Genomic DNA, 15114 nt, shown 5'->3' with positions numbered 1-15114 from the left:
TCTGACGGACAGTCTCGTCGCCGGCGGTGTCCAGGTGGTCGGTCACCAGGCCGGGCAGGTCGAGTACCACGTCCAGGTCCGGCGTTGGAGCGGGCAGTTGGTCGCCGGGGTCGGCTCGACGACGTCGAGGTGCGTGGACAGTGCGCGGGCGCCGGCGGCGTCGAGGACGCGGCGGATGGTCTTCGGGGCGCCCTGATGCTGCCGGGCGAGGGCCCTGACGGCGGTGCCCCGCTGATGCGCCTCGATGACGCCTGCGGCCTGGTCCTCATCCAGTGCGGCCGGCTGGCCCAGCACCTGGCCGGCGGCTTCGGCGGCGGCGACGCCTTCGTCTACCTGGGCGCCTCGACCGGACCCACCCTGCAGACCGAGGCGGGCCCGGGGTACGCGGGCGCGTTCGCCGTGGCCGACTTCGACCGCGACGGACACGACGACCTGGTCGTCGGCTCCGACTTCGTCTCCGTCACGGATCAGACGGCGAAGGGCGGCTACGCCACCGTGTTCTACGGCGGCGCGGCGGGCGTCGACACCGCGCGTACCGCCGTGTTCAGCCAGGACACCGCGGGTGTGCCGGGAACGGACGAGTACCACGACTCCTTCGGTGGCGCGCTCGCCGCCGGCGACGTCAACGGTGACGGCTACCCGGACCTCGCCGTCGGCGCGAACTTCGAGACCATCGGCTCCGCCGAGCAGGCAGGCAACGTCTGGGTGCTGCGCGGCGGCGCCTCTGGCCTGACGGGAACCGGCGCCCAGTCCTTCAACCAGGGCACCGCGGGTGTCCCGGGCGCCAATGAGTCGTCGGACTTGTTCGGCGACGCCATCCACCTCACCGACCACAACAAGGACGGCCGCGCCGATCTGTCGGTGGGCGCGGGCGGCGAGAACAGCGACGACGGCGCCGTGTGGGTCCTGCGCGGCTCCACGGCAGGCGTCACGGCCACCGGCGCGGTGAGCTTCGGTGCGTCGTCCGTGGGCATCGGGAAGTCGGGGGACGACCCCATGTTCGGGGACGCCCTGTCGGGCTCGTGAGCACGTAGGCGGACAGCCGGAAGCGCTCGCCGGAGCCTCGTTCGCTGACCGCGGCACAACGCGAGGGGCGGCGCCGGAATCCTCCGGTGCCGCCCCTCGGCCTTCTCGGACTCAGACAACGATGAAGGACCAACGCGTGTCACTGATACCGGTCTTGATGTGGAGCAGCACGGTGCCGGCCGTTTCGCTCGTGTCTGTCTGCAGGTAGAGCGTCGTCGTCCAGGAGGCGCCCGGTGCGAGGGAGGGGACGTTCCAGTACTGCCATGTCGTGTCGTAGCCGTGGACCCCGGCCGGGAGACCGCTGAGGGTCTGCATGGAGGTGGCGGCGGTGGTGGAGGAGGAGGTGTTGGTGAGGGTCACGGGCACGGCGACCTGGGAGCCGCGGGTGACGGTGCAGTTGCCGCTGGGTGGCGCGGCGGTCGCGCTGAGGGGGCCGCTGCTGGCGGTGCCGGTGATGGCGCCCATCTCGTACGAGTTCTGCGACACCCAGGCGCAGGCGCTGGAGTCCGTGGCGGACGGCTCCCAGACGACGACACCGTCGGCGGACGCCTTCACCTTGGAGAACATGTGCGCCCAGGTGTTGCCCGCCACGTAGCCGCCGCCGTTGAAGGCGGTGGGGCTGACGTAGGGGTAGATGGGGTGGGTGGGCGCCATGGCCGTGTCGCGGCTGATGGCGGCGTCGAAGTCGCTGTCCCAGTCGGTCAGCGACTGGCCCGCGTAGAAGTAGGCGCGCGGGGCGAAGCAGTTGAGCAGATTGTCGTCGTGGAGCTGCTTGATGAGGTTCTGGTTCTGGGTGAGCCAGTCGTAGCCGTAGTGGCAGACCGGTGCGGAGGGCGCGGCGTTGTGCGTCCAGGTGAGCAGCTGGCGCCACAGGTTGTACGCGTTGGTCGCGGTCTGCCCGGTGGCGACCTGGGTGAGTTCGATGTCCTCGAAGTCCAGCACCACGGGCCCGGTGGATGCGCCGTTGAACTGGCCCGAACCCATGTACTCCTTGACCTTGGCCTCGTAGGTGGCTTCCGAGGGCAGGGCGCCGCCGTTGGAGTAGCACGCGCTCGTGTCGCAGGTGAAGTGGAAGGAGTCGTAGACCACCGTGGAGCGGGTGGCGCCGTACTGCTCCAGTGTGGGCCGGACAGCGCTGCGTTCGTTGGTGTAGACCGGGAAGGTCGCGGCGGCCGCCGGGGTCGGCGGGGCGGCGAGCGTCGGCACGAGGGCGGCCGCGAGGGTCGCGATACCGACGGCGAGTCTGCCAAGGATGCGGGATCTCATCGGTTCTCCGTGAGTTGGTCGACGTCCGCGCGGGTCTGACCCAGCTTCAGATCGTCGAGCCAGACATGGGAGTTGACGTCGGTGATGGTGGAGCCGTACGTGCCCCAACGGGGGTTGTTGCCCATGTCGTCCCAGGTGCGGACGTTGTGCTGGTCGACGACGAGGGAGCCGTCGACGTAGAGCGCGAACGATCCGGTGGTGTCCGAGCGGGTCGTGATGCCCAGCTCGATCTTGTGCCAGGTTCCGGACGACCACGCCCGGCTCCCGGCCAGCTGCCACACCTCACCCGGTGCGACGTACCAGATCTTCAGCCGGCCGCCCTCGACCTTCATCAGGACCGGGTAGTTCTGCTGCTGCTGGTCGCCGGTGCCCCAGGACTTCCACTGGAAGACGGTCTGGGCGTCGTCCGTGAGGGTGTCGAAGGAATAGCCCCACCAGTAGGTGGAGTTGTTGCTCCACGTGCGGCCCGCGGCGCCGGCCACCTCGCACCGGTTGATCCCGGCCGGCTTGTTGATGCTGAAGATGTCGCCGTGGCCGTCGTTCCAGTCGGTCGTCGTGATCTGGCCGCCGTCGCAGGCCGTGTAGTCGAAGGCGCCGGCGCCGGAAGCGGGGTCGGCCGTCCAGAGCACCGCGGCGTTGGCGGGGGACGCGGTGATGAGTGCCATGGCCGAGGCGATCGCGGCAGGGGCGAGAAGGAGACTGCCCGTCTTGGCGCGCAGGGCGCGCAGGGCGGGACGGACGTTGCGTCGTTGCACGGTCTTCTCCTTGGTGGGGGGAGAGAGAACGGGCCCGCCGCCTGTCGGCGGACCCGTGGTCCAGGAGGTCAGCCGAGCCTGACCCTGACCTTCTGGGGGGCTCCGTAGGCGCCGGTGAGGTCGCCGAAGGAGAGCTTCAGAGACGATCCGGTGGCCGCCGCCGAGACGGTGGCCGGCTTCGACAGCACCCGGCTGACGCGCCGGTGCCAGGTGATGTCGAGCGAGGTGGCCTGGCGGGCGGGGTCGGAGACGACGACCGTGGCCGTACCGTCGCGGTGCTCGCGGATCAGGACGGAGGCCGGGGCGCTCGCGGTGACGGTGTCCACGGTGCCCGCGCTCCAGAAGTTGACCGCGGTCAGGCCGTGGCGCGGCACACGGACGCCCTGCTGGTCGCCCGAGTTGGCGAGGACCTTCAGCCAGCCCTTGTCAGCGGCACGTTGCGCGGTGGTTCCGGCGCCGGCGCCGGGCAGCAGGACGTAGGCGTAGCGACCGTCGACGGGGTCGGTGCCGTGATCGGTGTACAGGGTGAGGTAGCGACGGGTGATCGGGTCGGTGGGGCCTCCCGTGTTGATGTCCCGCCAGGCACCGGTGCGCTCCTCGCGTACGGCGGTGACCGGGGAGCCGCCGAGGAACACGTAACCGGCGTGGCCCGCGATGTGGGCCCAGCGCGCGCTGTCGAAGGTCTTGTTCCAGCCCTGCTGGGAGGGTTGGGTCTTGCCGTCGACGGTCAGCGCCGGTGCGCCGGAGGTGCCGAGGGCGCGATTGTCGACGGTGGTCTCGACGGGGTGGCCGTCGGTGGACGTGATGCCGGCGCCGAGGCAGACGATCGAGTCGTCGAGCCAGAACCACGACTTCTTGGCGCTCATGGTGGAGGACAGGCCCTTGAGGTGCTGCCCGGTCGCGCCGAACTCGCCGTCGGTGGTGCCGCCGACCCAGGCCGCGGCGGGGCGTACGGCGCCCCAGTTGCCGCCCTCGCCGTCGGCGAGCGGCTTGCGGGACGCCGTGATGCCGGGGTGCCGGTAGGGGTCGACGGTGGGCCAGTACGCGTCCGCGTACTGTTCCAGGCCGAAGTCGTCGCCCCACCAGGACAGCCAGCCTGCGCCGGTGTGGTAGCCGCGGGCGTTCTCGCCGTTGCCGAACTCGTAGTGGGCGATGCGCTGGGAGGCCATGGAGAGTGAGGCCGTCCAGCCGCGGCGGCGGTGGGTGACGCGGTCCATGTTGTGGAAAACCCGGTGCTCGACGGGTTCCGGCGAGGGCTTGACGGTGGTGTCGTCCTGCAGGGACTGCAGGAGCCAGGCGCGGATCAGGCTGAGGCCGGGGTTCTTGAGAGGCGGCGCGTAGGAGTCGCGCTGCATCCAGCCCTTGACCATGGCGCGCCAGCGTGCGTTCTCCTCGGCGCTCGCGCCCTGGCCGACCAGCAGGATGGTCGCGAGCAGACCCAGTGCCCGGCTCTGGTCGGAGGTACCGACCCGGCTGATACCGCGCGCGGAGACGTTGTCCATCATCAGGCCGTTGTGGATGAACGGGGCGATGGTCGCGTCCACGGTGTCGAGGAAGAGCTGGGTGTTGGGGTCGTCGACTTCCCAGGTCGATCCGCGCAGCAGGGCCATCAGCCGGCCCACACCGTCGTGCAGGACCGCTCCGTAGCCTCCGATGTAGGGGATGTAGGTGTGCTGGATGAAGGAGCCGTCGTCGTAGAAGCCGTCGCCGGAGGTGACGTAGGGGAACACGGGGGCGAGGGACCTGGCGGCCAGGGAGACCTTGTCCGCGCTGCCGCCCACGATGCCGCGCAGGATGACACCGCGGCACAGGTCGACGCGGTTGGCGCCGGTGCTGGTGCCCGAGTAGGAGGCGAACACCGAGTCGGGTATGAAGTGGTCGACCGCTTTGCAGTAGCGGTCGACCTGGTCGGCGGTGAGGTGGTCGTAGAGCAGGACGCAGGTGTCCATGAGCGCCTGCGGGGAGCCGATCTGGAAGTTCCACCAGTTGCCGTACTGCTTGGTGTTCTCGTTGAACACCTGGGAGTTGACATGGTCGAGACCGGTCAGGACCGCCTGGAGCAGGGCGGTGTCGCCGGTCAGCCCGGTGCCGGGCTGGCAGTACGCCTGCGCCATGGTGTTGAGGCGGTTGTAGCTGTCGTTCATCTTCGCCGAGAAGTTGTACGACTCCGCGTCGGTGTCCGGGTCGGGGTCGGCCCACACGGCGTCGGGCCACAGCGAGCCGTCGGCCGGTGCCATCGTGGACAGGAAGCCCCGAGCGCTCGTACCGAGGTTGGCGAGGAGCGTTCTGAAGGGTTCGGCGGTCGGGCTGAATCCCGTGCCGAGGATCAGATCGCGCCACTTCGCGCGGAGCGCGGTGAACTCGTCGTCGGCCGCGCCGGCTGATGCGGCGGCGTCGGCGGATGTGGCTGCGGCCGCGGGTACGGCACCAGCTGTGCCGAGGGCTCCGATCGCGAGAGCGGAGGCGGCGGATCCCTGGAGGAATCTGCGTCGGGACGATCGGTTGGACATGGTTGAGGACCTCCGGGCGAAGGAAGGAAGGGGGCCGGCCGGGGGATCGCACTCGCAAGTGGATGGGTTTTAACATGACTGCACACAGCACCACAATGGCTTGAACAGTGAACACTTGCGTTAGTTATCGTTTGACAGAAAGCGCAAGTAGGGAGTGGTGTTGGCCGTGACGCTCTGACCTGGGGCGTCGCTCGTGCGTGGAGGAAGGGGAGCCGCAGCATGCACGCAGAGGAGAGACTCAACCTGATCCTGAGCCGGGTCCGCCGGGACGGGTCCATGAGGATCACCGACGTGTCGGGGGAGCTGGGGGTCTCCCCGGTGACCGTGCGCAAGGACGTGGACATCCTGGCCGAGCGCGGACTGGTGGCCCGGGTGCACGGCGGCGCCATGCGGCTGGACGGGCTGCCCGACCCGGCGTCCACGAGCCCCGAGCATCCGGCCGAGGGTGCCGCCCCGGACGAGGGGCCCCGAACGCTCGGGATGATCGTGCCGTCCTCGGTGTACTACTACCCCGAGGTCATCAAGGGGGCGAAGGAGACCGCCGCCGCGCACGGCGTCCGGCTGTCCCTGGCGGTGTCGGACTACCGGCCGGAGGCGGAGAGTCTGCAGGCCGCACGCATGGTCGAGGACGGTGTCGCGGGTCTGCTGCTCGCCCCGTCGCCCGTCGCGCCGGCCCCGGACGCCTCCGCCCGCGCCTGGTACGACAGCCTCGGAGTGCCCTTCGTCCTCGTCGAACGGCGCCCGGCGAACGAGGCCGCCGCCGATCATGTGGGCACGGACCACGCCTACGGCGCCGGTCTCGCGGTGCGCCACCTGCTGGGCGGCGGGCGGCGCGGGATCGCCCTGCTCATGCGGGGCGGCACACCGACGGCGCCGTGGATCCTGGAGGGCTACCGCGCCGCCATGCAGGCGGCGGACCTGCCGCAGACGGTCATCGACCTCGGGGGCGGCGCGCGCGGGGAGGGACCCTACGAGAAGGGCGTGAGCGAGTTCCTGGCCGGCGTGCGCGAGGGCGGTCTCGACGCCGCGCTCGTCCATCCCGAGAACGACGCCATGGTTCTGCTGCAGCGGCTGCGTGCCGAGTCGCTGGCCGTGCCGGACGACGTCGCGCTCGTCTCGTACGACGACGAGGTCGCCGAACTCGCCGACCTGCCGCTCACCGCCGTGGCCCCGTCCAAGCATGAAGTCGGCGTCACTGCGGTGGAGTTGCTGCTGCGCCGCCTGGCGGAGCCCGGCCGCCCGCGCCGTCGGGTCGCCATCCTGCCCGAACTCCGGGTCAGGGCATCCAGTGTCGTGTAGCCGCTACTTCGTTTTTATTTCTAAAACCTTGCTTTGCTATTGACTACTTTCGGTTCAGGGTCGAAGAATGCGAGCATCCGCCGCATCGACGGCCCCGTTCCGAGGAGTAGAGCCGTGAAGCTCACCATCCTGAGATCCCGTGTGCCCCTTGCTGTCGGCTCCGTGTGCCTGGCCGTGCTCGCGACCGCCTGCGGCGCCGACCACGGCGACAAGGCGGACGCCGCCGGGACGTCCGGCAAGCCCGTCACCCTCGACTACTGGGGCTGGACGGTCGGCGCCAAGGACGTGGCCGACGAGTTCAACAAGACGCACAAGGACATCAAGGTCAAGTTCTCGCAGATAGCCGGCGGCCCCGACGGCTACGCCAAGATCACCAACGCGATCAAGGCGGGCAACGCCCCCGACGTCGCCGGCATCGAGTACAACCACCTCCCGGAGTTCGCCGGCCAGGGCCTCCTGGAAGACCTCACCCCCGAGGCGGGCGCCACCGTCAAGGCCAAGTACTCCGAGGCCATCCAGGACCGCGTGACCCTCGGCGGCAAGGTCTGGGCGGTCCCGTACGACGCCACCCCGAGTCTGTTCTTCTACCGCAAGGACATCTTCAAGAAGGCCGGCGTCGACGAAGTACCCAAGACCTGGGGCGAGTTCAAGAAGGCCGCAGAAAAGATCAAGAAGTCCGACAGCGAGGTCCGCATCGCCGGATGGGGCAGCGACGACCCCGCTCTCCTGCCCGCACTCTCCTGGCAGGCCGGCGGCAAGTGGTACAGCACTCAGGGAGACTCCTGGAAGGTCGGCATCGACGACGCCGCGTCCAGGAAGGTTGCCGACTACTGGCAGGGGCTCACCAAGGACGACCTGGTCAAGAAGACCAACTTCACCGGCCCCGAGTTCACCAAGGCCCTGACCGACGGCAGCATCGCCGGCTACATCGGCGCCTCCTGGAGCGCGGGCGGCCACCTGGTCACCTACCCCAAGCAGAAGGGCAAGTGGGGCGTCGCCCCGCTGCCGAACTGGGGCACCCCCGCCAGCGGCATGTACGGCGGCACCACCTACGCCGTGCCCAAGGGGACCGAGAACGTCAAGGCGGCCGCAGAGTTCGCCCAGTGGGCCGCCACGACGCCGGACGCCGTCAAGGCCCGGCTGAGCAACCTTCAGTCGCCCAGCAGCGCACTGCCCGCCATCCCCGCGCTGCGTGACGTCGCCGCCGCGTCGTTCGACGACAAGGGCTACTTCGGCGGCGACGACATCTACAAGGTCGCCGGTGAGGCGGCCGACACCATCGTCCCCGGCTGGACCTGGGGCCCGGTCGGCGCGGCGACCGACACCGCCATCGGGGACGCGTGGGCCAAGGGCACCGTCGCCGACGGGCTCGCAGCCGGCCAGAAGGCGGCCGAGAAGGCCATCAAGGACCGCGGACTCAACCTCGCCAAGTAGCCGTCAAGGGCGCGGGCCGAACCTGGTCAAGTGAGCGGGCGGCGTCCCCGGATCGTCGCCCGCCCGGTGCCGCCTGCCGCACCGCCCGGTGGCGTCCGTCGCAGAGCCCGCCTCCGCTCGCGCGCCGCCGGGTGCGCGCCTGACCGCGCACCCGGCGGCCAAACCCGACACCCCGAACCCGAAACTCCGGAACCCGGAACCTCGAACACCGAAGCACCCACCTAGGAGCCCCCGGTGGCAGCACCTCTCACCCGGCCCGCGCGCCGCGCCACGCTCAGGCCCGGCCAGCGCAGCGCGGTGGCCGCGTTCCTCGTCCCGTTCTTCTTCCTCTTCGCGATCGTCCTCCTGGCACCCATCGGTTACGCGGTCTGGATGAGCCTGTTCCAAGAGCGCTCCTCCGGCCTGGGGTTCGGAGGTACGGAGCGGATCTTCAGCGGGTTCGGCAACTACACCAAGGTGCTGGGCGACCAGGACTTCACCGGAGCGTTCCTCCACGTCGTGCTCTACTGCGCCTTCTACATCCCCGTCATGATCGGCGCGGCACTCGCCCTCGCGCTGCTCATCGACTCCGCCGCCGCCCGGGCCAAGCGCTTCGTGCAGCTTGCCGTCTTCATGCCGCACGCCGTGCCGGGCATGATCGCGGCCATCGTCTGGGTGTACCTGTACACGCCCGGCCTGAGCCCCATTCTCGACTGGATCCAGGGTGCGGGCGGCAGTTGGGACTTCTTCTCCAACGGCCACGTCCTGTCCTCGATGGTGAACGTCGCCGCCTGGCAGTGGACCGGCTACAACATGATCATCTTCTACGCCGCGCTCCAGGCCGTCCCGCGCGAGGTCATCGAGGCCGCCATCGTGGACGGCGCCGGCGAACTGCGCACCGCCCTGCAGATCAAACTGCCCATGATCCGCTCCGCGGTGACCCTCACGCTCCTGTTCACCTGCGTCGGCGTCGTACAGATCTTCAACGAGCCGAAGATCCTGGGCGAGCGGGCCCCCGGTCTCGGCTCCATGTGGTCACCGATGATGTACATCTACCGGGTGACGTTCGAACGGCACGACTACGGTCTGGCCGCCGCCGCCTCGCTGATCCTCGCCCTCGTCGCGGGCCTGCTCTCCTTCGTCGTCACCTGGATCGGAAACCGAGGCAAGACAGCATGAGCACGGACACGCTCACCCCGACCGAGACCTCGACCGCTTCCGAGACCGGCCGGGCGCGGAACACCCTCCGGCGGCGCGGGACCGTCCGCCGGCGCGCACCGGGCTCCGCGGTGACCTCCAAGGCCACCGTCAACGCGCTTCTGATCATCGCCGTCCTCTACGCCCTCGCGCCGCTGACCTGGCTCGTGATCGCGGCAACCAAGAACCCCGGAGACCTCTTCGGAACCTCCGGCTTCAGCTTCGGAGACCTCCACCTCCTCGACAACATCCACGCCGTGTTCACGTTCGACGACGGCATCTACGCGCGCTGGCTGCTGAACAGCCTGCTCTACGCCGTCGTCGGTTCCCTGGCCTCCTCGCTGATCAGCGTCGCCGCGGGCTACTGCTTCGACAAGTACGACTTCCGGGGCAAGGGCAAACTCTTCGGTCTCGTCCTGGTCGGCATCCTCGTACCCGGCGTCGTCATCACGCTCCCGCAGTACCTGCTGGCCTCCAAGGTCGGGATCGTCAACACCTACTGGGCCGTCCTCATCCCCTCGCTGGTCAACCCCTTCGGCGTCTACCTGTCCCGGGTCTTCTCCGAGGGATACGTCCCCAACGAGGTGATCGAAGCGGCGCGCGTCGACGGCGCGAGCGAGCTGCGGGTCTTCCGGGACATCGCCCTGCCGATGCTCACCCCCGGCTTCATGACGCTCTTCCTGTTCTCGTTCACGGGCAGCTGGAACAACTTCTTCGGACCACTGGTCATGCTCAACGACCGGAACCTCTACCCAGCCGGCCTCGGCATCTACAGCTGGAACCAGATGGTGCTCCAGAGCCCGTCGATCTATCCGCTCGTCATCACCGGCTCCCTGGTGACCGTCATCCCCCTGATCATCGCCTTCATCGGCCTGCAGCGCTTCTGGCGCTCCGGCCTGACCGCAGGAGCAGTGAAATAAGCCCATGCACGCGTCGGACCCGGACTCCCTCCCCACGACCCCGACTCGTAGGCCCAGGACCGTACTGGCCATGAGCGCCGAGACGAAGGAGGCGATCCTCGACGAGGCGGCACTGCGACGGCTGGCGGACACCGCGGCCATCGACGTCGATCTGCTGCTCACCGACTTCGCCGCCACATCACCGGAACTGGAGACGGCCCTGGCGTCGGCGGAGGTGCTCTTCACCGGATGGGGATGCCCGCCCCTGACCTCAGACGCCCTGAAGCGCATGCCGGAACTGCGCGCCGTCATCCACGCCGCCGGGAGCGTCAAGCACCACATGACCGAGGCGGCCTGGGCGCGAGGGCTGGTCGCCACGAGCGCCGCACGGGCCAACGGACTCCCGGTCGCCGAGTACACGCTCGCCGCGATCCTCTTCGCCAACAAGCGGGTACTGCAGGGCGCCTGCGTCTACCGAGAAGCCCGCACCCGGCCCAACCTGCTGACCCTGTTCCCCGGCATCGGCAACTACCGCCGCACCGTGGGCATCGTCGGCGCCTCGACCATCGGCCGCCGCGTCATGGAACTCCTGCGCCCCTTCGACCTGACAGTCCTCCTCCACGACCCTTACGTGGGGCGCACCGAGGCGCGGGCACTGGGAGCCGAAGCCGTCGACCTCGACACCCTGGTCCGACGCAGCGACGTGGTCAGCATCCACGCCCCCGAACTGCCCGAGACCTACCACCAGTTCGACCGCGAACGACTGGCCCTGCTGCGCGACGGCGCCACCCTGATCAACACCGCGCGCGGCTCCCTGGTCGACACACAGGCGCTGACCGACGAACTGGTCCCGGGCCGGATCCACGCCGTGCTCGACGTCACCGACCCCGAACCGCTGCCAGCCGACTCGCCCCTCTTCGACCTGCCCAACGTCCTGCTCACACCCCACATCGCGGGCTCACTCGGCAACGAACTGGCCCGCATGGCCGACACGGCCATCGACGAACTCGAACGCTACGCACACGGACAGCACTTCGAGCATCCCGTACACCCCGCGGCTCTGGCACGCTCGGCCTGAGCCGCCCGTCCACCCGCCCGCGCGTACCGGACGTGCGGCCGGGGAAACCGTCCGTGCCATGCCCAAGACGCCATTCCCGCGCGTCATCGAGCCGCGACCCGAGGAACGAGCCGATGCCCGAAGCCCCCAGCCCCACTCCTCGACAACTCGCCTGGCAGGAAGCCGGATTCGGCCTCTTCCTCCACTTCGGCATCAACACCTTCAACGGCAAGGAATGGAGCGACGGCACCCTGGCCCCCGCCACCTTCGACCCGAGCGCGTTCGACGCCGCCCAATGGGTCGACACCGCACTCGCGGCGGGCGCCGCGTATGTGATCCTCACCGCCAAGCACCACGACGGATTCTGTCTGTGGCCCACCGGGACCACCGACTACTCGGTGAAGTCCTCACCCTGGCGCCGCGGCAAGGGCGACGTGGTCGGCGAACTGGCCGAGGCGTGCAGGAAGGCGGGCCTGAAACTCGGCCTCTACCTGTCCCCCTGGGACCGCAACGCGCCCTGCTACGCCGACCCGGCCGCCTACGACGCCTTCTACCTGCGCCAGCTGACCGAACTGTGCACACGCTACGGCCCGCTGTACGAGCTGTGGTTCGACGGCGCAGGATCCGAAGGGCGCACATACGACTGGGACGCCATCATGGCGGTCATCGACGAGCATCAGCCGGACGCGATGGTCTTCAACATGGGCCGTCCGACGATCCGCTGGGTGGGCAACGAGGACGGCCTGGCCTCCGACCCCTGCGAGTACGTGGCGGAGGCCACCGGCATCTCCGTCTACGACGACGGAAGCGAGCAGTTGGACCAGGCCCGCTACCTGCCGCCCGAGTGCGACGTGCCCCTCCGCGGCAACTGGTTCTGGCAGCCGGACGACCTGCACACCCTCAAGAGCCGCGACCACCTGCTCGCCCTCTGGTACCGCTCCGTCGGCCTCGGCGCCGGCCTGCTGCTCAACGTGCCTCCGGACCGCCGCGGCCTGATCGACGAGGCCGACCGCGCCCGGCTTCTGGAATTCACCGGCGAACTGACCCGCCGCTTCGCCGCCCCGGTCCGGGCGGAACTCGTCCCCGACGGAGGCGAGGTGACCGCCCGCTTCCCCGAACCGGTACTCCTCGACCACGTCGAGCTGCGCGAGGACCTGGCGAGGGGCCAGCACATCACCGACCACGAGATCCTCGCCGACGGACAGCCGATCGCCTCCGGCCACACGGTCGGCGTCCGCCGCGTCCACGCCTTCGAACCGGTCACGACGACCGAACTGCGCATCCGCCTGACCGGCGACGACGCCCGCCTGAACGCGGTCACCGGCTTCCGCACCGGCCACTGCGCGATCCCACCCCTGGAGGAACAGCCGCCACCCATGAACGACAAGATCGACGCGCCCCACGCCTGAAGGCTGCCGTGCCCTACCCTCGGCCGCTGGTTAGGATTCACCATGCTTGTGGGGCGAGAGGTGCGGGTGTGGCTGGATGAGCCGCCCCGGGTGGCGAGCGTCGGTGTAGGCGTGCATGGCGAGAGCGTGCGGCGGGAGACGTTCCGGCTGCCGGACCTGTGGCAGTTCCACCTCTACCGGTACGCCGCCGAACTCACCGTGGACGGCGAGGTGTTCGCGATCCGGCCGGGCCATGTGAGCCTGGTGCCGCCGGGGTCCGTGGTGGAGTTCCGCTACCGGGGGAGGTCCGAGCACCTCTACGCCCACCTCGAACTGCGCACCACCGGACAGGCGTCGACCCTGCCCGTGATGCAGGAGGCAGGCGTGGCCACCCCCTCCCTCACCGAACAGCTGCAGCGCGCCGTCGCGGCGGCCCCGCGCAGCCCGCGGCAGGCAACCGCCGAGGTGTGGGCGACCCTGTGGCGGGTGGCGGAGCTCGGCCGGTCGGCGCCGCAGGGCGGCGCCGACGCACCGCACGCCTCGGTCGCCGTGGCCATCGCCTACATCGAGTCGCGCCTGGCCGAGGCCTTGACCGTGCCGGAGGTGGCGGCCGCCACCGGGATCTCGCACAACCATCTGATCCGGCTGTTCCGGGCGGAGACAGGTTCCACGGTGGTGGCGTACATCCGAAGCCGTCGCATGGCGCGCGCCCGCCACCTGCTGCGCGAGTCGACCCTGCCGATCTCCTCGGTGGCGACGGCCGTCGGCATCGAGGATCTGCAGTCCTTCAACAAGGCGTGCCGCCGTGAATTCGGCCTACCACCACGGGCGATCCGCGCCGGAGCCGCCTGAGGGCCCGGCCCACGGCAGGGTCGGCAAGCTTCCGTGCTGGACAGCCATGCCCAGCCCCACGCGATACGCGAAGTCAGTCCCGTCCCGTACCCCGGTACAGGTCGAGCTCACCGTCGAGTTCCAGCGCCAGCACGGTGGAGTACGGATCCACGTCGGCGGCCGCCGGTGCGTCGATCCACTGCACCCCCGGTACCTCACCGAGCCCGCCGGTGACGCGATGCCCCAGCTCCGTGCCGGGACCCAGCACGCTCACCCGCTTGATGGGATTGCGCAGACCGCGGATCCCGATGATCTCGCGCGGCACGTCGAAGCAGTACAGATAGAGCGTGCGGCGGTCGGCCGACAGGGTGCTCGGCCCGTAGTGATGCCCGGCGGGCAGCCCGGCCACGGTGCCGTACACGGCCTCCGCGTGCCCGCGGATCCAGTCGCCGAGCCCTTCGAGGCGCTCGACCTGCTCGGCGGGGATCGTCCCGTCCTCCCTGGGGCCCACGTCGAGGAGGAGATTACCTCCCATGCCGATCGTCTCGGCGAAGTAACGCACCAGCTGGCGTACCGACTTGTGGTTGGTGTCCTGGTGCTGGAAGCCCCATGAGTCGTTGACGGTCAGGCACAGCTCCCACGGCCCGTCCGGAGCGACGAGCGGCACACCCTGCTCGGGTGTGGCGTAGTCGCCGTAGCTGAGCATGCGCGCGTTGAGCACCGTGTCCGGGTTGCCCGCCAGGATCTGCTCGGACAGCTCGCGCATCTTCCACTGCTGCTCGCTGCGCTCCCACTCGCCGTCGAACCACAGCAGGTCGGGACGGAAGCGCGAGACGAGCTCGCCCACCTGGGCGTCGCGGTAGGCGAGGAAGCGCGCCCAGGCCTCGGGGTCCTCGACGCCTCCCTCGGGGGCGACGAAACGGTTGGTGCGTACGTCCTCGTCGGGCGGCTCGGGGTGGACCACGCTCGCGTAGTCGGGGTGGTTCCAGTCGGAGTGCGAGTAGTACAGGCCCACCTTCAGGCCCTGCTCGCGCAGCGCCTCGGCGTAGGGCGCGATCAGGTCGCGGGCGGCCGGGGTGTGCTTGACGACGTTCAGATCACCCTGCGCGGTGTCCCACAGGGCCACGCCGTCGTGGTGGCGGGTGGTGAGGACGGCGTAGTGGGCGCCGGCCCGGGCGAACAGTTCGGCCCACGCCTTCGGGTCGAACCGGGCGGCGGTGAAGCCGTCGAGCTGCCGCATGTACTGCTCGTGCGGCACCCGCCCCGAGTAGAAGGACCAGGACTCGGGGACACCGTCGACGGCGTAGATCCCGTAATGGACGAAGATGCCCAACTTGGCGTCGGGGAACCAGGGTTGCATCGGCATGGGACGAAGCTATGCGCGGCGGGCCGTCCGGCGCGTGGGCCACGATCACCATCACTGGTGCATTTTCACCCTGCGTGAGGGCATGCACCTGTACGTGTCCCTTGGCT

At 69.7% G+C, this 15114-nt stretch carries 12 protein-coding genes; 8 read left to right on the top strand and 4 right to left on the bottom strand.

Annotated elements, in window-relative coordinates; genetic code table 11:
- The first annotated feature begins 129 nt into the window (after positions 1-129).
- Positions 130-1026, top strand: a complete 897-nt coding sequence (locus tag OHO83_RS07710; protein WP_330278953.1) for an FG-GAP and VCBS repeat-containing protein — start codon at positions 130-132, stop codon at positions 1024-1026.
- Positions 1027-1137: 111 nt separating this feature from the next.
- Here the strand turns inward: OHO83_RS07710 and OHO83_RS07705 are convergent, their stop codons facing one another.
- The 3 genes from OHO83_RS07705 to OHO83_RS07695 form a co-directional block, all read right to left on the bottom strand.
- The gene (locus OHO83_RS07705) at positions 1138-2292 is read right to left on the bottom strand and encodes a hypothetical protein (protein WP_330278952.1); all 1155 of its coding nucleotides are present in this window, start codon (positions 2290-2292) and stop codon (positions 1138-1140) included.
- Positions 2289-3047: a heparin lyase I family protein gene (locus tag OHO83_RS07700; protein ID WP_330278951.1), complete on the bottom strand. Its 759-nt coding sequence runs from the start codon at positions 3045-3047 to the stop codon at positions 2289-2291. The genes OHO83_RS07705 and OHO83_RS07700 overlap by 4 nt, the downstream gene beginning before the upstream one ends.
- A 68-nt stretch (positions 3048-3115) precedes the next feature.
- The gene (locus OHO83_RS07695) at positions 3116-5557 is read right to left on the bottom strand and encodes a polysaccharide lyase 8 family protein (RefSeq protein ID WP_330278950.1); all 2442 of its coding nucleotides are present in this window, start codon (positions 5555-5557) and stop codon (positions 3116-3118) included.
- 219 nt (positions 5558-5776) lie between these two features.
- On the opposite strand from OHO83_RS07695, the gene OHO83_RS07690 reads away from it, so the two are divergent.
- The 7 genes from OHO83_RS07690 to OHO83_RS07660 all read left to right on the top strand — a co-directional run bounded on the left by OHO83_RS07690 (position 5777) and on the right by OHO83_RS07660 (position 13662).
- Complete coding sequence (locus OHO83_RS07690; RefSeq protein ID WP_266677538.1) at positions 5777-6856, top strand: substrate-binding domain-containing protein; 1080 nt, start codon at positions 5777-5779, stop codon at positions 6854-6856.
- Positions 6857-6970: 114 nt separating this feature from the next.
- Positions 6971-8290 (top strand): ABC transporter substrate-binding protein, encoded by a 1320-nt coding sequence (locus tag OHO83_RS07685; protein ID WP_266677540.1) that lies wholly within the window; start codon positions 6971-6973, stop codon positions 8288-8290.
- 234 nt (positions 8291-8524) lie between these two features.
- The gene (locus OHO83_RS07680; RefSeq protein WP_329432641.1) at positions 8525-9448 is read left to right on the top strand and encodes a carbohydrate ABC transporter permease; all 924 of its coding nucleotides are present in this window, start codon (positions 8525-8527) and stop codon (positions 9446-9448) included.
- Positions 9445-10386 (top strand): carbohydrate ABC transporter permease, encoded by a 942-nt coding sequence (locus tag OHO83_RS07675; RefSeq protein ID WP_330278949.1) that lies wholly within the window; start codon positions 9445-9447, stop codon positions 10384-10386. Before OHO83_RS07680 ends, OHO83_RS07675 begins: the two co-directional genes overlap by 4 nt.
- Positions 10387-10456: 70 nt before the next feature.
- Positions 10457-11443, top strand: a complete 987-nt coding sequence (locus tag OHO83_RS07670; protein ID WP_266677543.1) for a hydroxyacid dehydrogenase — start codon at positions 10457-10459, stop codon at positions 11441-11443.
- A 113-nt stretch (positions 11444-11556) separates the two neighbouring features.
- On the top strand, positions 11557-12831 hold the full coding sequence (locus OHO83_RS07665; protein ID WP_266677544.1) for an alpha-L-fucosidase: 1275 nt from the start codon (positions 11557-11559) through the stop codon (positions 12829-12831).
- A gap of 42 nt (positions 12832-12873) precedes the next feature.
- Positions 12874-13662, top strand: a complete 789-nt coding sequence (locus OHO83_RS07660) for an AraC family transcriptional regulator (protein WP_329432638.1) — start codon at positions 12874-12876, stop codon at positions 13660-13662.
- A 73-nt stretch (positions 13663-13735) separates the two neighbouring features.
- On the opposite strand, the gene OHO83_RS07655 is transcribed toward OHO83_RS07660, so the two are convergent.
- Positions 13736-15007 carry an alpha-L-fucosidase gene (locus tag OHO83_RS07655; RefSeq protein WP_330278948.1) on the bottom strand — a complete coding sequence of 424 codons (1272 nt, stop codon included), beginning with the start codon at positions 15005-15007 and terminating at the stop codon, positions 13736-13738.
- Positions 15008-15114: the final 107 nt, after the last annotated feature.

The sequence above is a fragment of the Streptomyces sp. NBC_00569 genome (genome assembly GCF_036345255.1).
Lineage (GTDB): Bacteria > Actinomycetota > Actinomycetes > Streptomycetales > Streptomycetaceae > Streptomyces.
Note: the sequence above shows the minus strand (reverse complement) of the source record. Positions and strands in the feature narration are given on the sequence as shown.